Source organism: Streptomyces sp. NPDC001668 (assembly GCF_042893155.1).
Lineage (GTDB): Bacteria > Actinomycetota > Actinomycetes > Streptomycetales > Streptomycetaceae > Streptomyces.
This window is the reverse complement of record NZ_JBIAUQ010000020.1, coordinates 102,986-124,371: the sequence shown is the minus strand read 5'-3', so window position 1 is coordinate 124,371 and position 21,386 is coordinate 102,986. Positions and strand designations below refer to the sequence as shown.

The 21,386-nt window shown below is 72.0% G+C and carries 17 protein-coding genes; 6 read left to right on the top strand and 11 right to left on the bottom strand.

Translation table 11 applies throughout. The features are described 5' to 3' along the window. Positions 1–28: 28 nt before the first annotated feature. From ACFYZ8_RS40230 to ACFYZ8_RS40210, 5 genes are all read right to left on the bottom strand, one after another. A complete protein-coding gene (locus ACFYZ8_RS40230) occupies positions 29–1,702 on the bottom strand; it encodes a LuxR C-terminal-related transcriptional regulator (protein WP_388541184.1) in 1,674 nt (557 codons plus the stop codon). Positions 1,703–1,831: 129 nt separating this feature from the next. After that, positions 1,832–2,896, bottom strand: coding sequence for a hypothetical protein (locus tag ACFYZ8_RS40225; protein ID WP_388541274.1), 1,065 nt, complete (start codon positions 2,894–2,896; stop codon positions 1,832–1,834). A gap of 126 nt (positions 2,897–3,022) precedes the next feature. Continuing rightward, on the bottom strand, positions 3,023–3,964 hold the full coding sequence (locus tag ACFYZ8_RS40220) for an N-acetylneuraminate synthase family protein (protein WP_388541182.1): 942 nt from the start codon (positions 3,962–3,964) through the stop codon (positions 3,023–3,025). Between the two features lie 14 nt (positions 3,965–3,978). Continuing rightward, positions 3,979–5,244, bottom strand: a complete 1,266-nt coding sequence (locus ACFYZ8_RS40215) for a cytidylyltransferase domain-containing protein (protein ID WP_388541180.1) — start codon at positions 5,242–5,244, stop codon at positions 3,979–3,981. A gap of 35 nt (positions 5,245–5,279) precedes the next feature. Then, the gene (locus tag ACFYZ8_RS40210) at positions 5,280–6,623 is read right to left on the bottom strand and encodes a DUF6716 putative glycosyltransferase (protein ID WP_388541178.1); all 1,344 of its coding nucleotides are present in this window, start codon (positions 6,621–6,623) and stop codon (positions 5,280–5,282) included. A 198-nt stretch (positions 6,624–6,821) separates the two neighbouring features. On the opposite strand from ACFYZ8_RS40210, the gene ACFYZ8_RS40205 reads away from it, so the two are divergent. The 3 genes from ACFYZ8_RS40205 (at position 6,822) to ACFYZ8_RS40195 (ending at position 10,443) form a co-directional block, all read left to right on the top strand. Further along, positions 6,822–7,808 (top strand): glycosyltransferase family 2 protein, encoded by a 987-nt coding sequence (locus ACFYZ8_RS40205; RefSeq protein WP_388541176.1) that lies wholly within the window; start codon positions 6,822–6,824, stop codon positions 7,806–7,808. After that, entirely contained in the window at positions 7,808–9,163 is a 1,356-nt protein-coding gene (locus ACFYZ8_RS40200; protein WP_388541174.1) for an alpha-2,8-polysialyltransferase family protein, read from the top strand. The genes ACFYZ8_RS40205 and ACFYZ8_RS40200 overlap by 1 nt, the downstream gene beginning before the upstream one ends. Before the next feature lie 146 nt (positions 9,164–9,309). Then, positions 9,310–10,443: an acyltransferase family protein gene (locus tag ACFYZ8_RS40195; protein WP_388541172.1), complete on the top strand. Its 1,134-nt coding sequence runs from the start codon at positions 9,310–9,312 to the stop codon at positions 10,441–10,443. A 24-nt stretch (positions 10,444–10,467) separates the two neighbouring features. Here the strand turns inward: ACFYZ8_RS40195 and ACFYZ8_RS40190 are convergent, their stop codons facing one another. Further along, a complete protein-coding gene (locus ACFYZ8_RS40190) occupies positions 10,468–11,121 on the bottom strand; it encodes a TetR/AcrR family transcriptional regulator (RefSeq protein WP_388541171.1) in 654 nt (217 codons plus the stop codon). A 71-nt stretch (positions 11,122–11,192) separates the two neighbouring features. Between ACFYZ8_RS40190 and ACFYZ8_RS40185 the strand changes: the two genes are divergently transcribed. Beyond that, on the top strand, positions 11,193–12,593 hold the full coding sequence (locus ACFYZ8_RS40185) for an FAD-dependent oxidoreductase (RefSeq protein ID WP_388541168.1): 1,401 nt from the start codon (positions 11,193–11,195) through the stop codon (positions 12,591–12,593). Between the two features lie 24 nt (positions 12,594–12,617). On the opposite strand, the gene ACFYZ8_RS40180 is transcribed toward ACFYZ8_RS40185, so the two are convergent. Continuing rightward, complete coding sequence (locus ACFYZ8_RS40180) at positions 12,618–14,198, bottom strand: methylmalonyl-CoA mutase (RefSeq protein WP_388541165.1); 1,581 nt, start codon at positions 14,196–14,198, stop codon at positions 12,618–12,620. Between the two features lie 123 nt (positions 14,199–14,321). On the opposite strand from ACFYZ8_RS40180, the gene ACFYZ8_RS40175 reads away from it, so the two are divergent. After that, a complete protein-coding gene (locus tag ACFYZ8_RS40175) occupies positions 14,322–15,140 on the top strand; it encodes a L,D-transpeptidase family protein (RefSeq protein WP_359036520.1) in 819 nt (272 codons plus the stop codon). Between the two features lie 255 nt (positions 15,141–15,395). Here the strand turns inward: ACFYZ8_RS40175 and ACFYZ8_RS40170 are convergent, their stop codons facing one another. From ACFYZ8_RS40170 to ACFYZ8_RS40155, 4 genes are all read right to left on the bottom strand, one after another. Next, positions 15,396–16,511: a hypothetical protein gene (locus ACFYZ8_RS40170; RefSeq protein ID WP_388541162.1), complete on the bottom strand. Its 1,116-nt coding sequence runs from the start codon at positions 16,509–16,511 to the stop codon at positions 15,396–15,398. Continuing rightward, complete coding sequence (locus ACFYZ8_RS40165; RefSeq protein ID WP_359036523.1) at positions 16,511–17,173, bottom strand: RNA polymerase sigma factor; 663 nt, start codon at positions 17,171–17,173, stop codon at positions 16,511–16,513. Before ACFYZ8_RS40165 ends, ACFYZ8_RS40170 begins: the two co-directional genes overlap by 1 nt. A 323-nt stretch (positions 17,174–17,496) precedes the next feature. Then, positions 17,497–18,378, bottom strand: coding sequence for a hypothetical protein (locus ACFYZ8_RS40160; protein WP_388541159.1), 882 nt, complete (start codon positions 18,376–18,378; stop codon positions 17,497–17,499). Continuing rightward, positions 18,375–18,992, bottom strand: coding sequence for an RNA polymerase sigma factor (locus ACFYZ8_RS40155; RefSeq protein WP_359036527.1), 618 nt, complete (start codon positions 18,990–18,992; stop codon positions 18,375–18,377). Before ACFYZ8_RS40155 ends, ACFYZ8_RS40160 begins: the two co-directional genes overlap by 4 nt. Before the next feature lie 269 nt (positions 18,993–19,261). Between ACFYZ8_RS40155 and ACFYZ8_RS40150 the strand changes: the two genes are divergently transcribed. Further along, complete coding sequence (locus tag ACFYZ8_RS40150) at positions 19,262–21,382, top strand: peptidoglycan recognition protein (protein WP_388541156.1); 2,121 nt, start codon at positions 19,262–19,264, stop codon at positions 21,380–21,382. Positions 21,383–21,386: the final 4 nt, after the last annotated feature.

Genomic DNA, 21,386 nt, shown 5'->3' with positions numbered 1-21,386 from the left:
TCGACGCGCCGCCGTGTCACAGGTTCGGTCAGTCCGCCGTGTCGCGTCCTTCCGAGCGGTAGTACCAGCCCGCGGCCTCCGCGCGGTTGCGCAGGCCCAGCCGGGTCAGCAGCTGGGCCACGTGTGCGTTGACCGTGCGGACGCTCAGGCGCAGTTCCCCGGCGATCTCCCGGTCCGTTCGGCCCTCGGCGAGCCGGGCGATCACCTGGCGCTGGCGTGGGGTGAGGGCGGCGTCCGGGTCGGGCGGCCGGTCCGCGGGGTCCGCCGTGGCCCGCAACCGGGCGATCCGTTCGAGGTACGGCCGCGCGTCCATGGGTACGGCGATCCGTTCCGCCTCGTCGAGCAGGGCCGCGGCGCGGTCGTCACCCGGTGGGTGTCCGGCGGCCCGGCCCAGCAGGGCGTGGACCAGCCGGGCCCGGGCGTGGGTGCGTCTGAAGACCCAGATGGCGGTGTCCCAGTGGGTCGCGGCGTCCTGCGCGGATCCCTGTCCGGGTACCTGGGCCTGGGCCTGTGCGTGTACCTCCGCCCGTGCCACGGCCACCACGCCGTCCGTCAGTTCGTAGGGCGCGGCGACGTGGTGGCGTACCCGGGCATAGACCCTCTCCACCGTCCGCAGCAGCCGGTGCGGGGCGGTGTCGGGGTGCAGCATGGGCGGGCGGGGACTCGATGTCTGGGCGTGGATGGCGGCGGCGAGCGCGTCGATGACGTAGAGGCCGCCGCTGGGTGGTGCCAGGTGTCCGCCGGCCAGTCGGAGGGCGCGGCCGGTCAGTTCCTCGACGGCCGCGTGGTCGCCGAGGCGGGCGGCCGCGGTGAGGGCCAGGCTGAGGAAGTACGCCTCGTGCAGCGGGCTGCTGGTGGCGACGAGCCGGACGAACGGCGGTGCGGGGTCCACGACCTGGCCGCGCCAGCTCCGCAGCCAGGCCTGGACGAGGGTTTCCTCGACCTCGTTGAGCGAGCCGTGCCGCCCGTACGGGGAGGGGTCGTTCAGCAGGTCGTCGGCCTCGCTCCAGCGGCCGGCCTCGATCAGGTCCTCGATGAGGGCCAGCCGCAGGGTGTTGCCCTCCTCGGTGGCCAGTTCGCCGTGTTCGGCGGCGTAGGGCAGGCCGGCGCCGCGGATGCGGGCGGCGTCGGCGATGTTGCCGGTGCGCAGGTAGGTGGCGCGGGCCTCGTTGAAGTAGGAGCGCACGACCAGGTGGTGCTGGCGGGACTCGATGCCCAGGCGCCGGGCCCGACGGGTGCGGCGCAGGGACTCGTCGAGGCGGCCGAGGGTGAGGTCGGCCTCGGCCACGACCGTGCAGACCACGGTCTCCAGTTCGGAGTCGCCGGTCCGGTGGGCCAGTTCGGCGGCCTCGTGGAGCAGCCGGGCGCCGTCGTCGGTCCGGTCGCGCCGCAACTGCGCGAGTCCGGCCGAGCAGAGCACCCGGATCCGCTCGTGCGGCGGGGCGTCGGGGCCGAGTTCGGCGAGCGACTGGTCGAAGTAGTCGTGTTCCCAGCTGGTGCTGCCCGCGTCGAGGTAGCGGCCGAGGTGTTCCAGGATCAGCGCGCGGGAGCCCTCCGGGGTGCCCCCGGCCTCCGTCAGCGCGCGTACGGCGATGCGGTGCGCCTCGTCGGCCCGCCCGGACCGGAACGCGCTCTCGGCCTGGCGGCGAAGGGTCTCGGCCCTGCTCGGCACGTCGCTGTCATCGCCTCCGGACGTCGCCACGGCCCGCCCCTCGTCTCGACTTCCTCGCAGGTCAGAGGGTAACAAGCGGTTGCGCTGGGGTGGGGGTGGGCGAGGGGAGGCGCGGTGATCGAGGTCGACGGGACCGGCGTCGCGGTGCGTTCGCCGGGCTCAGCCCGCCACCACCGCCGACAGCCGGTGCACGTCCCGCGCCGTCCCCGTGACCCCCGACAGGAACCCCTGCGCGCGCGGCGAGGCCGTCTCCGTCAGCCAGTCCGGGTCGATGTCGCAGACGGCAACGCGGACCTCCGTGCCGGCGAGGGCGAGCGGGAGCGTGTGGACGACCGTCGAGGGGAAGCTGAGGATCGTACGGCCGATGGGGCCGCGGCGGGCGATCAGCTCCAGGGGGAGATCCGGGCGGACGATCTCCAGGCCCGTCTCCACGGCCAGCCGGTGGAGTTTCTCCGTGGACTCGCGGCGGTGGGCGAAGTAGCGGGTCGCGCCGTGGGTCTTGGCCAGGCGGGTGACCGCTTCCAGGTAGTGGTCGGCGTCCACCACGCCCGTCTCGACGAGCGAAGTACCCACCATGTCGGCGCCCTTGGTGATGCGCGGCGGGCCGAAGCGGGCGCGGGTCCAGGCGAAGGTGTTGGACGAGACCGTGACTCCCGCGGGGGTCTCCTCCATCGGCATCGAGGAGAAGATCTCGACTCCCCTGCCCTCTCCGGGCGTCAGGCGCTTGCGGGCCGCCGCCGAGATGGGGGCGAAGGCGAGGTCGCGGGGGCTCGGGCGGCCGCCCTTGCGGTGCCAGCGCACCAGGCGTTCGCCCCGGGCGAGTTGGGACACGAACTCCATCGTCGCCGTGCCGTCGTCGACCACGACCAGGTCGGTGGCGCGGGTGATGGTGAGGAGCAGTTGTACGTAGCGGGAGAACGGGTCGCCCAGCACCACGCGGTCCGCCTTGCGGAGCATGCCGGCGAGGCCGCCGATGGTCTGGAAGGGGGCCGCGGGGCCGCCCCTCGCCTCCTCCCAGCGGACCTCGTGGCCCTCCTCGCGGGCGAGTTCCGCCATCCGGCGCAGCTGGCCGCGGGTCATGGGGTCGGTCGGGGACAGCACGACGAGGGTGAGCTGCGCGCCGGGCGCGTGGCCGTGCGCCCACTCCAGCACGTTCAGCAGCTGGACCGGGCTCTCGACGAACGCGAGAGTGTGGGGGCCGGTGTTCCCGGCGCGGGGGCTCATCGACGTACGACCGTCCCGTCGTAAGGCGCTCATGAGGCGCTCATGATGCGCGGGTGATGAACACCGGGTCCCCGGAACGACTGCCGCCGAGAGCGGCCGGCCGCCGGGGACCCGGTACCTGGTGGCTCAGACCGAGACCGGCTCGCCCGCGGCGGCGGCGATCTCCGCCTCGGCGATCACGCCGGTGACGCGGCGCAGCTTCTTCATGGGGCCGAGCTCGGAGTCGTAGACCTTCTTGACGCCGTCGCCGAGGGAGGCCTCGATGGTGCGGATGTCGCGGACGAGGCGCGTCAGGCCCTGCGGCTCGACGGAGGCGGCCTGGTCGGAGCCCCACATCGCGCGGTCCAGGGTGATGTGGCGCTCGACGAAGGTGGCGCCGAGGGCGACCGCCGCGAGGGTGGTCTGCAGGCCCGTCTCGTGGCCGGAGTAGCCGATCGGGACGTTCGGGTACTCCTCCTGGAGCGTGTTGATCACGCGCAGGTTGAGCTCCTCGGCCTTGGCCGGGTAGGTCGACGTGGCGTGGCACAGAAGGATGTTGTCGCTGCCGAGGACCTCGACCGCGTGGCGGATCTGCTTCGGGGTCGACATGCCGGAGGACAGGATGATCGTGCGGCCGGTGGCGCGCAGGGCGCGCAGCAGCTCGTCGTCCGTGAGGGAGGCGGAGGCCACCTTGTGGGCGGGGACGTCGAACTTCTCCAGGAAGGCGACGGCCTCGGTGTCCCACGGGGAGGCGAACCAGGCGATCCCCTTCTCCTTGCAGTACGCGTCGATCTGGCGGTACTCGTCCTCGCCGAACTCCACGCGGTGGCGGTAGTCGATGTAGGTCATCCGGCCCCAGGGGGTGTCGCGCTCGATGTCCCACTGGTCGCGCGGGGTGCAGATCTCGGGCGTGCGCTTCTGGAACTTGACGGCGTCGCAGCCGGCCTCGGCGGCCACGTCGATGAGCTTGAAGGCGTTCTCCAGCTCGCCGTTGTGGTTGATGCCGATCTCGCCGCAGATGTAGACGGGCTGGCCGGGTCCGGCGATGCGCTCGGTGCCGAAGGTGCGCAGACGGGAGTTGACGGTCATGGCGGGTGATTTCCTTACTTGGTGAGGGAGTCGAGAGAGGGGCCGAGGATCCAGCTGGCGATCTCTCGGATCGCGCCGTCGCCACCGGGGACGGTGGTGACCGCACGGGCGGCGCCGCGTACCACGTCGTGGGCGCTCGCGACCGCCACGGGCCAGCCCACGAGGGCGAAGCACGGGAGGTCGTTGACGTCGTTGCCGACGTAGAGCACGCGCTCGGGCGCGATGCCCTGCTCCTCGCACCACTGCTTCAGCGCGAGGTCCTTCCGGTCGATGCCGTGCAGCACGGGGATCTTCAGCTTCCGTGCGCGGGCGGCGACGACCGGGTTCTGCTCCGTGGAGAGGATCAGCATCTTCAGGCCGCTGTCGCGCAACGCTGCGATGCCGAGTCCGTCGCCGCGGTGCACGGAGACGAACTCCTTTCCATCGGCGTCGATCAGCACCCGGTCATCGGTCTGGGTGCCGTCGAAGTCGAGTACGACCGCGTCCACGTCCTCAAAAGAAGGCAGCGAACCGGGGCGGTCCGCGTCGAACAGCGGCGCGAGGGCCCGCGCCCGCGCCAGCTCGTGGTGGTCGTCGATCTCCAGCACGCGCGCGGGGTCGGTGCGCACCAGTTCGGTGCGGCCGAAGAAGCGGTGCTGGTGCTTGCGGAAGCCGGGCGCGTCCATGCCGTAGACGGCGCCGGTCTCCAGGAAGTCCTGGGGGCGGTCCTGGCGGCGCGGGCGGAAGGACTTGTCGTGGTTGACGCCGTAGCCGCCGCCGACGGCCGCCTCGGCCTCCGCCACGGTGCCCGCGCGGGCTTCGTCGTCGGCGTCGCGCCACACGAAGCCGTGGAAGGGGGCGACGGTCATCGCGGAGTCCGCGCCGTTGTCGACGATGGCGCCGACCACGCCGTCCACGTCCTCGCGGATGATGAAGGGGCTGGTGCACTGCACGAGCAGCACCACGTCGACGGTGGCGCCGTGCAGTGCCTCGTGGGCGTCCATGGCGTGCAGGACGGCGGCCTCGGAGGTGGCGGTGTCGCCCGCGATGGCGGCGGGGCGCAGCACGACCTCGGCGCCGGCCGAGCGGGCCGCCGCGGCGATGGCCTGGTCGTCGGTGGAGACCACGACGTCGGTCACCAGGCGGGAGGCCCGGCACTCGCGCACGGCTCGCGCCACCAGCGGGACACCGCCGACGGGGGCGAGGTTCTTCGCGGGCACACCCTTGGAGCCGCCGCGCGCGGGGATCACCGCGAGCACGCGGCGCACGGTGGCGTGTTGGCCGGCTTGCGGGTTGGACATGGGTTCAGCTCCTCGGAAAGGGCTTCGGAAGGTGGTCACAGCTCCCCCATCCGCCGGATCACGGGAGCTACGCGCTGCACCCCGTGCCGGTAGGCGCCGCGGGCCGCGCGGCGGACGATCTGCCGCACCGGGCCCGGCTCCTTGTCGTGGGCGGGGGCGCCGGGCAGCGGTGTGCCGTCGGGGCCGAGGTGGTGGCGGGCGAGGATGCCGGGCAGGTAGCCGGGGGCGGTGACGGGTGTGTAGTACGGGGTGAGCGGGGGCGGCTCGGGCGAGGCCAGCAGCTTGGCGATGCGCTCGCGGGCCGCGTCGAAGGCGGTGGCATAGCTGCCGTCCGCGACGACCCCCTGCCGTGCCACCCACTCCTCGTCGGGCACCGGCCGGTGTCCGGCGTCCAGTTGGTCCCAGGAGGCGAGGCATCCGGAGCCCACGAAGTGGTGGTTGCCGAGGACCTCGCGGATGCCCAGGTCGCTCAGGATCACCGTCGGGATCCGGCGGTGCAGCGACTCCAGTGCCGCCGTGGAGCTGATGGTGACCAGCAGGTCGGTCCGGTCGAGGACCTCGCCCATGTTGCCGTACACCAGGCGGAAGTTGGCCGGCGGATCGAGCCGCTGGATCAGCTTCTGGTACGGCAGCTCCTCGATGTGCGTGGTGTGTTCGCCGGGCCTGGAGCGCAGCTTGAGCAGCACCTCGCGCTCGGGGTGCAGCCGGGCGTGCCGCACGAGCCGCTCCAGCAGGTACACGCGGTCCCTGCGGTTGTCCGGCACGGAGGGCTGGACGGCGAACACCACGGTGTACGGGTCGTGTTCACCTTCGTAGGGGGCACCGCCGAGGAAGGGCAGTGCCACCTCGGTCACCGCCGAGGCGTCCGCGCCGACTCCCTCGTACACCGCGCGGAAACGCTCGGCGTCCTGACGGGAGTTGGCGAGCACGAGGTCGGCTCCGTGCCGCAGGAGCAGGCCGTCGGCGAGCTTCTCGTAGACGACGCCGACATAGCCGGTGACGACGACGGGCCGCTTCTCCAGACCGTCCCAGACCTTCGCGAGGCCGTGCAGCATCGCCTGGACGCCGCCGCCGACCAGGGCCAGCACGACGATGTCGTACGACGTCTCGGCCATGGCCCGCAGGAACTCGACGGCGGTGACCTCCCGCAGGGAGTCCGCGCGCACGCCGACCTCTTCGAGCTGGCGTGCGGTGGGCGTGGCCCGGCCGCGCAGCAGATATCCGTCCAGCGCGAGACCGACTTGCGCCCCGCCTCGCGGTCCGGTTTCCATGGACGGATCCGGAGCGATGCGGTCGGCGGTCAGCGCACCCCATTTCCAGCGGGTGTCGGAGTCCGCGAGGACGGCGATTCGAAGGGGCTTCGTTGTACTTGGCGGCACGACGACGACGCTAGGAAGGAATTTCTAGGTCCCGCCCAACCGGGAATCAACGAAAAGTTAACAACAGCCCACCGAGAGCCGAACTGGCCCGCTGAAGACCAGGAAGTACACGGGATGCACCGATCCGACACATCGAGTTCACCCGCAGTACCCTTTCCGGAAAGTTGTGCTGCCGGACCGCCTTCTAGCGTTTCTCGGGTGCCTAAGCTCTCCGTCATCGTGCCGTTCTACAACGTGCAGCAATACGCCCCGGACACCCTCCGAAGTCTTCGTCTGAATGCCCGTCGGGACTTCGAATTCGTGCTGGTGAACGACAAATCCAAAGACGAAACCCCGGCCATTCTCGACCGTGCGGCCGAGGAGCTCTCGGACGTCGCCCAGGTGCAGGTCCTCCACCACGAGACGAACGGAGGGCTCGCCACCGCGCGCAACACCGGCCTGGACGCGGCGCGCGGCGAGTATCTGACCTTCCTGGACGGCGACGACTGGCTCGCGCCGGGTTACCTCACGGAACTGGTCACCGCCATCGAGGAGTTGGGCTGCGACTTCGTGCGCACCGACCATGTGCAGACCGTGGCCCGCGCCCGGACCGTGCACCGGGTCCCGATCGGGCGGCGGAACGAGGTGATGAACCCGCGGGACGCGATCCTGCCCGCCGACCGCTCGACGTCCGTGGACTACGCGTACGCGTGGGCCGGCGCCTACCACCGCCGTCTGCTCGACAAGGGCCTGCTGCACTTCACCGACGGACTGCGCACGGCCGAGGACCGGCCGTGGATCTGGAAGCTGCACCGCGAGGCCGAGTCGTTCGCCGTGGTGAGCCTGCTGGGCGTGTTCTACCGGCGCGGGGTGGCCTCCTCCCTCACCCAGATCGGCGACGCCCGCCAGCTCGACTTCATCCGCGCCTTCGACCAGGTCATCGAGGAGACGGCGGCGGACCGGGACGCCGACCGGCTCCTGCCCAAGGCGGTGCGCACCTACTGCGCGATCATCGCCCACCATCTGTCCGACGAGTCCAAGTGGGAGCCGTCCGTGGCCCGGCAGCTGCGGGCGATGAGCGCGGCGGCCATCAAGCGGATGCCGCAGGACATGCTCGCCGAGGTACTCGACACCATGGACCTGCGCCGCTCCGCCAAGCTGCGGCGGCTGCGGCGGCGGGTCACCACTGCGAAGGCGGCCGCGTGATGTCCCGGACCAGCTCCCCGACGGCTTCCCGTACGACCCAGATCTTCTGCGCCTCGACGCTGTACGGCGCGGTCACACTGGCCGCCGCGATCGACTCCGATCTCTTCGAGGAGCCCGAGCGCCGGGTGCTGCTGGTGTTCAACAACACCGCGACACCGGAGACCTCGGTACCGCTCGACGAGATGCCGGGCTTCGCTCCGCTGCGCGACCACTTCGACGAGGTGCTCTCCTGGAACGAGGCGATCCGCCCCTTCCACCCCGGCTCCTGGACGCCCCGCTCGGACGACGTCCCGCTCTTCGAGCGCTATCTGCGCCTGCTGTGGGGCCTCGGCGACGACCGGGTCGAACTGGTCCTGGAGTCCATCCAGGTGGCCCCCGCTCTCACCGTCGCCCAGATCTTCACCGGCGCCCCGGTCGACGTCTACGCCGACGGTCTGATGAGCTACGGCCCCACCCGCAACAAGCTCGACCCGCTGGTCGGCACGCGGGTGCGCCGCCTGCTCCACCTGGACCTGATCGCGGGTCTCACGCCGATGCTGCTGACCGAGTTCGGCGTACCGCCGGTGGTGGTGCCGACGTCGGCCTTCCTGAAGGCGATGGGCGAACTCACGGCGGCCGTGGACGAGTTGCCGCCGCTGCCGGACAGCGCGGCCCTGCTGCTCGGCCAGTACCTGTCCGCGCTGGACATCCTCTCCCCCGAGGAGGAGGAGGACCTGCACGTACGGATGCTGAAGGGCGCGGTCGCCCAGGGGCACCGCTCGGTCGTCTTCAAGCCGCACCCCAGCGCCCCGGCCCGCTTCAGCCGCGCCCTGGAGGCGGAGGCGGTCGAGCTCGGCGTGGACCTGACCGTCCTGGACACCCCGGTGCTCGCCGAGGTGCTGTTCGAGAAGGCCCGGCCCGCGCTGGTCGTCGGCTGCTTCTCCACCGCCCTGTTCACGGCCTCCGCGCTCTACGACCTCCCGGCCGCCCGGATCGGCACGGAGCTCCTCCTCGAGCGGCTGACGCCGTACCAGAACAGCAACCGGGTCCCGGTGGTGCTGGCGGATGCGGTGCTGCCGGATCTGGAGGGCCGCAAGGGCGAGGACCCCATTCCGGCAGATCTGCTGAACGCCCTGGTCACCGCGCTGAGTTTCACGATGCAGGCGCAGATCCACCCGTCGCTGCGGCCGGCCGCGGAACGCTATCTCTCCCAGCACTTCGGCCCGCGCACCCGGCGCTACTTCCGCAAGAAGCGCCTGACCGCGCTCGGGCTGCCGGGCGGGATCCCGGAGCGGCTGGCCTTCCTGCCGCACAACGCGACCGCGCGCCGGGTGGTACGCAGGGCACGGGCCCTGAAGAAGTCGGTGCGCCGATAGGCCGGGAACAGTTCGGAAATCCTGTACGTCGGCCAGGTGAACCCTTGGAGAGAGCTGAGCGAAGAGGGATCTCCTCGAACAAAAGTCCTCGGGGTGATGCCTAACCTGCTGGTGGACGCCACTTCTCCCTGCTAGGGGTTACCACCGTGACCGAGACGGTCGTGAGCACCACCAAGCCGCAGTCCGTCACGGCTGCACCCGTCGAGGTCGTGCCCGTGCGGCGCGCGGGGGGCCGGCTCCGCGCGCTGGACGGGCTGCGGCTGATCGCCGCGCTGATGGTGGCGCTGTACCACTACGGCGGGCGCGGCGGCGAAGTCACCGGGGCCTGGGGCAGCTCGGCCCAGCAGCAGTTCCCCACCCTGCACACGCCGTTCGCCTACGGCTGCCTCGGCGTCCAGATCTTCTTCGTCATCAGCGGCTTCGTCATCTGCATGAGCGGCTGGGGCCGCCCGCTGCGCTCGTTCTTCGCCTCGCGCGTGTCCCGGCTGATGCCCGCGTACTGGGCGGCCGTCCTCCTGGTCGCCGGGGTGTTCGCGCTCCCGTGGGTCGCCTACGAGACGGTCTCGCCGAGCGACGCCCTGGTGAACCTGACCCTGCTCCAGCAGCCGCTGGGCGTGGACCGGGTACTCGGCGTGGACTGGACCCTGTGGGCGGAGATCCGCTTCTACGCCCTGTTCGCCCTGGTCGTGGTCCTGCCGGGGGCGAGCCGGCGCCGGGTCATCATGTTCAGCGCGTGCTGGACCCTCGCGGCCGCGATCGCCCAGGGCGCGAAGATGCCGCTGCTGGACATCGTGCTGATGCCGGAGTACGCGCCGTTCTTCATCGGCGGCATGGGCCTCTACCTGGTCCACCGCGACCGCAAGGACGCCTACGCGTGGGGCATCGTCGCCGTCAGCTTCCTGATCGGCCAGCACTACGCGGTACGCGACCTGTGGAACGTCTCCGACCCCAACGCCTTCGCCCACCGGACGTCGTACGGCATCGTCCTGATCGTCGCCTTCGGGTTCCTCGCCGTCGCCGCGATCGCCCTCGGCTGGCTGGACCGGGCCAACTGGCGCTGGCTGACGGTGGCGGGGGCGCTGACGTACCCCTTCTACCTGGTCCATGAACACCTGGGCTGGGTGGTGATCAAGGTCCTCCACCGCGACCTGGGACTCCCCTCGGCCGTGACCTTCACCCTGACCATCGCCTCCATGCTGACCCTGGCCTGGCTCCTGAACCGCTTCGTGGAGGACCGTCTGACCCCGCGGCTGCGCACGGCGCTCAACAAGGTGCGCTGAGCGCGAGCGCGGGGTCCCGCGCCCCTAGCGGGTGCTGCCGTACCGCTGCTCGATCCCCGCGAGGACCAGTTCCAGGCCCTCCTCGTAATGCCGGTCGAAGTCCTGGAAGATCTCCGCGCCCGCCGCGGCCGACAGCGGGAAGTCGGCCATGACGCGGGCGCGTTCCGCCACGTCGAAGCCCTCCCGGCGTTCTCCGGGCAGGGGCTCCACGCCCTGTTCCTCCGTGACGAAGCCGAGCGTGTAGAAGTACGAGGTCGACGTGGCCCGCACCGCCTGGGCGAGCGTGAAGCCGGCCGTGGTGAAGAGGCTCAGGGTCTCCTCCATCTGCTCGACGTGGACCAGGCCCGTGAAGCGTGAGCCGCTGTAGACCTTGGCGCCGTCGCGGTAGCCGAGCAGGGCGGCGCGCAGGCCGCGGTTGGACTTGAGGAGCCGTTCCCGCCAGGTGTCGGACGGGTCGAGGTCGGTTCCGGCGACCATGCGCCGGTACATCTCCGTCGCCATCTCGTCCAGCAGCGCCTGCTTGTCCTTGAAGTGCCAGTACAGGGCGGGGGCCTTGACGTCGAGTTCCTTGGCGATGGCCCGCAGGGAGAGGCCGTCAAGGCCCACCTCGTTCAGGAGCTTCAGGGCGGTGTCGGCGACCCTCGCGCGGTCGAGGGGCGGGCGTTTCTCCGTACTCACGCTTGACAGCTTAACAGCGTTAAGGGCACTCTCGGAGCCAGCGGCACTTAACAGCGTTAAGGAGATGTGGCATGAACACGGACGTACTGGTCGTCGGAGCGGGACCCACCGGACTCGCCCTCGGTATCGACCTCGCCCGGCGCGGTGTGGACGCGCTCGTCGTGGAGAAGGCGGACCGGCTCTTCCCGGGCTCGCGCGGCAAGGGGCTCCAGCCGCGCACGATGGAGGTCTTCGACGACCTCGGCGTGCTCGACGCGATCCTCGAGGCCGGCGGGACCTACCCCGTCGGCATGGTCTGGCAGGACGGCGAGCGGGTCGGCGAGCACCGGATGTTCGAACCGGCCGAGCCGACGGAGGACTCCCCGTACGACGCGCCGTGGATGGTGCCGCAGTGGCGCACCCAGGAAGTGCTGTTCGCGCGGCTGGAGGAGCTCGGCGGCCGGGTGGCCTTCGGCCGGGAGGCCGTGGGGTTCGAGCAGGACGCCGACGGGGTGGCCGTGCGCTTCGCCGCGGGCCCGGACATCCGTGCCCGGTACGTCGTCGCCGCCGACGGCGGCCGCTCGGCCGTCCGCCGGGCCCTCGGCATCGGCATGACCGGCGAGACCGTCGACCCCAACCCGCTGCTCGTCGCGGACGCCCGCATCACCGGCCTCGACCGGGACAACTGGCACATCTTCCCGCCCCGCGGCGAGGACGCCGGCTACCTCTCGATCTGCCCGCTCGCCGGCACGGAGGACTTCCAGGTCGTGGCCCAGTTCCCGGAGGGCACGCGGGTCGACCTGTCCCCCGACGCCGTCCGCGAGGTCGTCGCGGCCCGCTCCCACCTCGCCCCCGAGTCGGTGACGGAGATCCGCTGGGCCTCCGACTTCCGGCCCCGCGCGGCCCTCGCGGACAGCTTCCGCTCCGGCCGGGTCTTCCTCGCCGGTGACGCGGCCCATGTGCACTCCCCCGCGGGCGGCCAGGGCCTCAACACCAGCGTCCAGGACGCCTACAACCTGGGCTGGAAGCTGGGCGCGGTGCTGCGGGGCGGCGCCCCGGCCGCGCTCCTGGACACCTACGAGGAGGAGCGCCGCCCCATCGCCGCGCAGATGCTCGGCATCTCGACAGGTGTGCACCGGGGCGAGATCCGCCGGGGCGGGGCGACCCGCCAACTGGGCCTGGGATACCGGGACTCGTCCCTCACTCAGGAGACTCGCACGGCACCGGGCGGACTCCGCGCGGGCGACCGAGCCCCCGACGGGAAGCTGGCCGGCGTCCGCCTCTTCGACGCCTTCCGGGGCCCGCACTGGACGCTGGTCGCGGTCGGTGTCGAGGCTCCGGAGCTGCCGGAGCCGGTGCGGGTGGTCACCGGTGACGAGCAGCCGTCGTACGGCAAGGGACTGTTCCTGGTGCGTCCGGACGGCTATGTGGGCTGGGCGGGCGAGGACGCCTCGAAGCTGGTGGCCTATGCCGGGCGAGGGATCACGCGCTAGCCGAGGACTACCTCGGCGGCGCCCTCAGAACGCGTCCGAGGGGACGTACGTGCCCCACACCTCGCGCAGCGCGTTGCAGACCTCGCCCACCGTGGCCCGGGCCCGCAACGCGTCCTTCATCGGGTAGAGGACGTTGTCCTCGCCCTCGGCCGCCTTCTTCAGGGCGGCGAGGGCCGCGTCCACCGCGGGCCGGTCGCGCTCGGCGCGGAGCCGGGCCAGGCGCTGGGCCTGCTGGGCCTCGATGGCCGGGTCGACACGCAACGGCTCGTACGGCTCCTCCTCGTCGAGCCGGAAGCGGTTGACGCCGACGACGACCCGCTCCCCGGAGTCGGTCTCCTGGGCGATGCGGTAGGCGTTGCGCTCGATCTCGTTCTTCTGGAAGCCGTGCTCGATGGCGGCGACCGCGCCGCCCAGGTCCTCGACCTTGCGCATCAGGTCCAGCGCGGCCGCCTCGACGTCGTCGGTCATCTGCTCGACGGCGTACGAGCCGGCGAAGGGATCCACGGTGGCCGTCACGTCGGTCTCGTGGGCCAGCACCTGCTGGGTGCGCAGCGCCAGACGCGCGGACTTGTCGGTGGGCAGGGCGATGGCCTCGTCGAAGGAGTTGGTGTGCAGCGACTGGGTGCCGCCGAGGACGGCGGCCAGGCCCTGGACGGCGACCCGGACCAGGTTGACCTCCGGCTGCTGGGCCGTCAGCTGCACCCCGGCCGTCTGCGTGTGGAAGCGCAGCATCAGCGACTTGGGGTTCCGCGCGCCGAACTCCTCCCGCATCACCCGCGCCCAGACGCGCCTGGCCGCGCGGAACTTGGCGACCTCCTCCAGGATCGTCGTGCGCGCGACGAAGAAGAACGACAGGCGCGGGGCGAAGTCGTCGACGTCCATGCCGGCCGCGACCGCCGTACGCACGTACTCGATGCCGTCCGCGAGGGTGAACGCGATCTCCTGCGCGGGCGAGGCCCCCGCCTCCGCCATGTGGTAGCCGGAGATCGAGATCGTGTTCCACCTCGGGATCTCCGCCTTGCAGTACTTGAAGATGTCGGCGGTCAGCCGCAACGAGGGCTTGGGCGGGAAGATGTACGTGCCCCGCGCGATGTACTCCTTCAGCACGTCGTTCTGGATCGTGCCGGTGAGCCGGTCGGCACCCACCCCCTGCTCCTCGGCGACCAGTTGGTACAGGAGCAGCAGCACGGCGGCCGGGGCGTTGATCGTCATCGACGTGGAGACCTGGTCCAGCGGGATCCCGCCGAACAGCACCCGCATGTCGTCGACCGAGTCGATCGCCACCCCCACCTTGCCGACCTCACCCGACGCGATCGGCGCGTCGGAGTCGTGGCCCATCTGGGTGGGCAGGTCGAAGGCGACCGACAGTCCCGTCGTGCCGTGGGCGATCAGCTGCCGGTAGCGGGCGTTGGACTCCGTCGCCGTACCGAAACCGGCGTACTGCCGCATCGTCCACGGTCGCCCGGTGTACATCGACAGGTACACGCCCCGCGTGAACGGGTACCCGCCGGGCTCGCCGAGCTTCTCGGCCGGGTCCCAGCCCTCCTGGGCGCCGGGACCGTAGACGGGTTCGATGGGCAGTCCGGACTCCGACTCACGCGTCATGCCCACCACCGTATTGCGGTCCCGGGCGAAGCGCCGCCGGGTCGTTCGCAACCGGCCGAGCGGGGGGAGACATCTCAGGGGATGCCGGTGAGACGACAGGGGGTCCGGATGCGTAGTACGGGCATGGGGAGATCGTTCGCCGCGCTGCTGGTTCTGGCGATGGCCTGCGGCTGCACGGTGCGGGGCGCCGACGGGGACGGCGACGGCAAGCGGCATCTGCCGGTGCGGATCGAGGTGCCGAAGCGCAGTACGCCGCCGGCGGACGACGCCCCGAAGCCGAGTGCGACACCGTCCCGCGAGGCCGCCGCGCCCGCCGTGCTGTGGTCGCGGGGCGACTCTGGGCGGGGGGTACGGGAGTTGCAGGCCCGGCTGCGTCAGGTGGCCTGGCTCTACGACGGGCCGACGGGGTCGTACGACGACCTCACCGAGCGCGCGGTGAAGGGGTTCCAGGGCAAGCGGGGGCTGCCGAGGACCGGGAAGACCGACACGGTCACCTGGAAGCGGCTGAAGGGCATGACGCGCGAGCCGGGCAAGTGGGAGCTGTACCTGATGGGCGGGCAGCCGGCCGACGCGCCGGACCCGCGCTGTCTGACCGGGCGGGTGCTGTGCATCAGCAAAACGAGCCGGACCCTGCGCTGGATGATCGACGGGCGGACGGTCATGACCGTGCCGGTGCGCTTCGGCTCGGTGGGCACCCCGACCCGTGAGGGCGTGTTCAGCATCTACTGGAAGTCACGGCACCATGTGTCGACGCTCTACGACTCCCCGATGCCGTACGCGATGTTCTTCAGCGGCGGCCAGGCGGTGCACTACTCGGCCGACTTCGCCGCCAACGGATACGCGGGCGGCTCGCACGGCTGCGTCAACGTGCGGGACGAGGCGGCGATCGCGGACCTGTTCGCGCAGGTGAGGAACGGCGACAAGGTCGTCGTCCACTGGTGAGTGCCGCGCGGAGGTTTTAGGGGCGCGGACGGGACCGGGGGAACGTGTCCCGCCCGCGCCGAGGTGCACGAGCCGTAGGTACGGGGGGAACCCCGGCTCTGTGCGACGGCCGATGACCAGTCGGCTCACTCAGTACTGCGCCGCAGCGGCCGAAAACGTCACACCCGCCGCGAAAGAATTCGAGGCGGGTGAGAAAAGTGCAGGTCAGTGTGCAGGTCAGCGGGGCGGTAAGACGTCGGAGCGGGGCGGGAGCGGTCAGAGCGCGCTGTACGACGGGCTCGGCCGCGGGTCCGGTGACATCGTTGCCCGGGTGAGGGTGGGCGGGGCGTCGGAGGCGGTGCCGGAGGGGCCGCCGTCGGGGCCGTGGTGGTTCTTGCGGGGGGCGGTGAACTCGCCCCCGTGGTGACCGTCCTCGCCGCCCCGGCCGTTCTTTCCGCCCCGGCCGTCGTGGCCGCCGCGGTCGTTGTTGTCGCGGTCGTTGTTGTCGCGGTCCTCGTGGTCGCCTGTGTCCTCGGCCCTGCCGTCGCCCTTGCCGTCGCCCTTGCGGTCGTCGGGGCCGGACTGGGGGTTGCCCTGGGTGCCGGCGCCGGACAGGACGCCCTGGCAGTACTTCCACACCCGCGCGCTGCCGCCCGCCGCGCCCTCCAGGGCACGCCTGCGGGCCGAGTCGAGCTTCTTGCCCTCGCGCAGGTCCCGGCAGGCCGAGGCGGCGCCGTTCCGGTCGTCGCGGGGTCGCACCCCCAGCCCTCCGGAGCCGGTGTCGGGCGCCGCGCCGGTGCCTCCGCGTGCCGTGTCCCGGGACCCGGAGCCACCGGACGGGGAGCCCTCGGGCGAGGGGACCACCCCGGGAGCCTGGGGCGACGGCGAGACGAGCGGGCTGTCCTGGCTGTCCGGGCTGGCGGCGGCCGACACCGACACCGCGGGTTCCGGTTCGCCCTTCCCGAGGTGCGGCAGGACTCCGATTCCGGCCGCGGCGGCCACTCCGCCCACCATCCCCGCGGCCAGTACGGCGGCGAGGCCGAGGTGCGCGGGACGGCTCCGACGGGGGCGGCCCGCTCCCTTGTCCGAGGTCCCGATCCGCACGAGACCGGCGTCGGACGAACCGGCTCCGCCGCGGTGCCGGCCCCGGACCGGAGCGCTCACCCAGTCGTCCGCACGGTCCGCGCGCACCTTGCGGAACGCGGCCAGCGCGGCCTCCTCACCGGGGAGTCCGCCGCTGGTCGGGGCGGGTTCGACGGTCAGCGCGTCCAGTGTCTTCGCGAGCCGTTCGGCCTGGTCGCGGGCGGGTCCGTCGACAGCTTCCAGTGACTCACCGCGCAGCAACCGCTCCGCTGTCTCGGGGTCCAGCCACCCGTAGCTCTCGTCGGCCATCACATGTCCTTCTGCGTCCGCGGACGCATATGCGTCACACTCGCGGACGTCACCGCAGTGCCCTGCGGTTCTCGCTGCGGCGGCAGGGCATCGAGCACACCGGCCGATTCCGGATCCTCGCCGAGGAGCTCGGCGAGGCGTTTCAGACCCCGGTGCGCGGCGGTCCGTACGGCGCCGGGACGCTTGCCGAGAGTCTCGGCCGCGGTCTTGGCGTCCAGGCCGACCACCACGCGCAGCACCACGGCCTCGGCCTGGTCCTGGGGCAGCCGGGCTATGAGGGAGAGGGTGGTGTCGGTGGCCAGCGCCTCGATGGCCTCGCCCGCGGTGTCGGACTCGGCGGGCTTGCCGGTCAGTTCGGTCTCGTCGCCGCCGATGGCGGGGCGGCGGCCGCGCATCCGGATGTGGTCGAGGGCGCGGTTGCGGGCTATCCGGGCGGCCCAGCCGCGGAAGCGGTCCGCGTCCCCGTCGAAGCGGTCCAGGTCACGGGCTATCTGGAGCCAGGCCTCGGAGGCCACGTCCTCGGCGTCCGGATCGCCGACCAGTGTCCGGACGTATCCGAGCAGCCGCGGGTGCACCGCGCGGTACACAGTCCGGAACGCGGTCTCGTCCCCGTCCTGTGCCGCAAGCACCGCGGCAGTCAACTCCGCGTCGTCCCCCAGCACCCGTGAATCCTCAATACGTGGTCGCGATCGATGGTCGCCGCTTCGAGCCGTCGAGGGGTTGTGGTGATCGTTCGAGACTCGCGTTGATCATTCACCTTCCGCGCCCGGCGCGAAAGGCACGTTACGACCTGAAACCGCTGCTCGTCCATGTCCGTACAAAATGCAACTACCTCGTGATCCGGAGCCGGTCCGGCGGGGTGTGACAGAAACCGCACTCATGACGCTGAAGAAAGTACGGGCCGCCGCGCGGCCCGTGCCGCGCGACGGCCGGGGCCTCTCCTGTGGGGGGTGGCGGCCCCGGCCGTTGCCGCGGCGGCGCCGGGTCACCGCTTGTCGGACTTGTTCCCGTCCGCGTTCTGCCGGCCGGCCGCCTTGCCCTTCTGCTTGTCCGGGTTCGCACCGCCGACGTCACCGGCGCTGCCCGCGCCGTTCGCCTCCGCCGTGCCCGTCAGGGCGGCGCAGTAGGCGCTCACATTCGCCTCGCCGCCCGCCTCCGTCACGAGCTGCCGGAACGCCGTGGAGTCCAGCGCCTTGCCCCGGCCGCGGAGTTTCTCGTAGGCACGGCAGTGGGCCAGGGTGTCCTTCGCGGTGGGCGGGCGGTCGGCGGGGGCGGCGGACGCGGAGGGGCGTGCGCTGCTGTGCGACTCGGCCGGGGTGCTCGCCGAGACGCTCGGCCGTACGGCCCTGTCCCCGGCCGCGCCCTCGTCCCGACCGCCGCCCGCCGAGCCGATCGCCGCGTAGGCGACACCGCCGAGGGTGAGGCTCGCGAGGAGCACGGAGAGCGTCGCCCTCAGCGAACGCGCCCGGCGCCGCTGCGGGCGGGGCCGCCAGTCGTCCCGCCGCCGCGTCCGCGCCCGGTGCGCCCCGGCGTCCCGCGCGACCCGGAAGGCGGCCACGGCCCGCTGCTCCGCCTCGCCGTCGCACTTCCCCTCACGGATCGCCGCGGCGAGCAGCGTCTCCAGGGGGCCGCCGTCCTGCGGCTGCTTCCGCACGGGGGTGGTGTCGTCGTACGGCGGCCTCGGGGCGGCGGTGTCGGCGGGGGCGGTGTCGGCCGGGGCGGTGTCGTCGTACCGCGGCCGTCGGTCCGGCGCGGGCGCGCCACGGGTCTCCTCCGGGTGGGCAGGCCGGTGGCCGGGGGCATTGCCGCTCCGCTCGTCACCCATGCCGTGTCCGTCCCTGTCCGCCGTGGCGTCCTCGCCTGTCATGTCGACTCCCCCAGCGTCCGGGGGCCGTCATCCGTCACACTCTCGACGCCCAGTTGCTGCGCCAGCCGCTTCAGTCCCCGGTACGCCGCGGTGCGCACCGCGCCGGGGCGCTTGCCGAGGACGCGGGCGGCGGCGGGGCCGTCCAGGCCGACCACCACCCGCAGCAGCACCGCCTCTGCCTGATCCCGTGGCAGGCCCCGGACCAGTTCCAGGGCGTACTCGGTGGACAGGGACTCCAGTGCCTGGTCGTGGGTGCTGTGCGGCCCTGCCAGGTCCAGCATGTCCTGCTCCAGCGCCGCCGACCGGGGCCGCACCTTCTGCCGGCGCAGATGGTCCAGGGCCCGGTGCCGGGCGATGGTCGCGGTCCAGCCGCGGAAGCCGGCCCCGTCCCCCCTGAACCGGCCCAGGTCCCGGGCGATCTCCAGCCAGGCGTCCGAGGCCACGTCCTCCGCGTCCTCCCCGACGAGCCCGCGCAGATACCCCAGCAGTCCGGGCTGCACCAGCCGGTAGGCGACCGCGAACGCGGCCTCGTCGCCCTCCTGGGCCCGCGCGACGGCCGCGCCCAGTTCCCCGTCGTACGCCTGCACGCGGCGGGGTTCCCCTCCCTGGCCCAAGAACTTTCCTGTCCGTGCCGGTTCGTGGCGGTTCCGCACCGTCCGGCCCGGCCCGCCCTTGCCCATGTCCCCCACGGTCAACAGCGCCGGACTTCACAGAAGTGTCACAGCCGGGGGGACATCCCGGGCACCGCGCTTCGAACACCAGTGACACCTGGCATCGTTCATACGCTGTTGTAAGCGCCACCTGTGTGACAGGTGGTGTTTCTGTGACCAAATCCAGGGGTGGGGCAGTGAGTCGTAAAAGCCGTGCGTACAGACCGCTCAGCATGAAGCGGAGGGCGTGGCTGACACTCGGCGCGGTGGTTCTGGGGGGCGGCGGCATCGCGACCTACGCCGCCGCCAGTCCGTCCACCGAGGCGGGGGATCTTCAGACCGAGCGACCGGTGAAGGTCTACAACCTCGCGCTGAAGGCTCCCGAGACCGGCGAGCGCGAACTGCCGCGCACCGAGACCAAGCAGTTCTCGCTGCTCGGTATCTCCTGGACGGGGGCGACCAAGCAGCTCGACGGCAAGGCGCAGGTACGCACCCGGAGCATCGACACCGGCGCGTGGACGTCCTGGCAGGACCTGGAGACGGACGCGGACCCGGTGGAGGACGCCGACGAGCGGGCCGGGGCACGCGGCGCGTCCGAACCGCTGTGGGTGGGCCCCTCGGACGGTGTCGAGGTGCAGGTGGTCCACGAGGACGGCACCACCAGCGCCGGACTGCCCTCGGGGCTCAAGGTCAACCTGGTCGACCCGGGCGTGACCGCCGCCGAGGCGGCCGACGCCGCGCCCGATCCGGCGGCCTACGCGGAGGACGTGACCCCGAGCCCCACGGCCACCGCACCCACCACGCCCACCGCCCCGGCGTCCACGGTTCCGGAGCCGCCGATCGTCTCGCGCGCCGACTGGGGAGCCGACGAGTCGCTGAGCCCCGACCCGTCGGAGTACAACGCGGACGTGAAGGCCGTCTTCGTCCATCACACGGCCGGGTCGAACGACTACACCTGCGCCGAATCGGCGTCGATCGTGCGGGCCATCTACGCGTATCACACCGCCCCGGCCCCCAGCGGCAACGGCTGGAACGACCTCGGCTACAACTTCCTCGTCGACAAGTGCGGCACGATCTTCGAGGGCCGCAAGGGCGGCGTCGACCAGCCGGTCCTGGGCGCCCACACCTACGGCTGGAACCGTGAGTCCACCGGCATCGCGGTCATCGGCGAGTACACCGCGACGGGCGCCTCGAACGCCGCCCTCACCTCGGTCGCCCGCATCGCGGCCTGGAAGCTCGGCCAGTACGGCGTCGACCCCAACTCCACCGTCCAGCTGAAGGCGGGCGCGACCCAGAAGAACCTCGCCGGCACCAGCTTCACCTCCGGTGAGTCCTACACCTTCGACCGGGTCTCCGGCCACCGCGACGGCTACGCCACCGAGTGCCCGGGCAACTCCCTCTACGCCCAGCTGCCGACCATCCGCGCCTGGGCCTCCGGCCCGGTGCAGGGTCTGAAGCTCACCTCGCTGACCGGTGCGACCCTGTCCGGCACGACGTACTGGACCAAGGGCGCGATCACGGCCAAGTGGTCGGCCACCACGCCGGCTTCGCTGATCTCGAAGTTCGAGCTGCTGGTCGACGGCAAGGTCGTCGCCACCGCGCCCGGTACGGCCACCTCGGCGAGCACCACCCTGGCCGCGGGCAGCCACAAGGTCGCCGTACGGGCCGTGCACCAGTCCGGCAAGACCTCGCCCGCGACCACCGCGCTGACCGTCGTCACCGACACCACCGCGCCGGTCTTCTCGACCACCCCGAAGATCACCCTGCGCACCGGCACGGTCAGCACCACCGCCGTCCCGGTCACCCTCGGCTGGAAGGCCACCGACTCCCAGGCCCTGAAGTCGGTCGGCCTGCTGTCCCCGACGACGGCCACCTTCGGCCCGACCACCACCAGCTCCAGCCGTACCGCCAAGCCCGGTACCGCGAGCACCTGGTCGATGAAGGCGTACGACGTCGCGGGCAACACCCGCACCTCCTCGCCCGCCTACACGCCGATGATCCTCCAGGAGACCTCGGCGACGAAGTCCGGCAGCTGGACGAGCCGTTCGTCCACCAGCTACCTCGGCGGGAAGTCGTACTCCAGCGGCTCCAAGGGCGCGAGCCTGACCTGGACGTTCACCGGCCGGTCGGCCGCGTGGGTGGTCTCGCGGGCGTCCACCTCCGGGCAGGCGTACGTGTACGTGGACGGCGCGAAGGTCGCGACCGTGGACCTGAAGTCCTCGGCCACCGCCTACCGCCAGGCGATCTGGACCAAGTCGTGGTCCAGCAGCGCCAAGCACACGGTGAAGATCGTGGTGGTCGGCACCAGCGGCCGCCCGACGATCACGACGGACGGCCTGGTCTACATCAAGTAGGGCC